Below are 229 nucleotides of genomic sequence, written 5' to 3'. Positions count from 1 at the left end.
GTGTTGGAAATGGCCGCCAGGACGTAGGCCGTAGCGCAGGCTCTAGCTGCTACACCCACGACCTGAATTGTGCTCGCCGCCGAATACTCACGACGGGCGAGCATGGTTGCGTAGTACATGTTCTGGAGTACCAGCACCCAAAAGAGCGCGATGGCGCCCATGATGGTGCCCCATCCGATCCTGGAGAAAGCACCCAGAACCTTAAGACAGAAAGTGACTGGTATCCGCA

General features: G+C 57.6%; 1 protein-coding gene. It reads left to right on the top strand.

Features of this window, described 5'->3' with window-relative positions; translation table 11 throughout:
- Positions 1–229 (top strand): hypothetical protein (locus tag ACVA58_RS28810; RefSeq protein ID WP_446513641.1); only part of this gene is annotated, 229 nt, incomplete at both ends.

The sequence above is a fragment of the Photobacterium sp. DNB22_13_2 genome, from assembly GCF_052873915.1.
The sequence above is the reverse complement of the archived record's forward strand: the minus strand, read 5'-3'. Positions and strand labels throughout refer to the sequence as shown.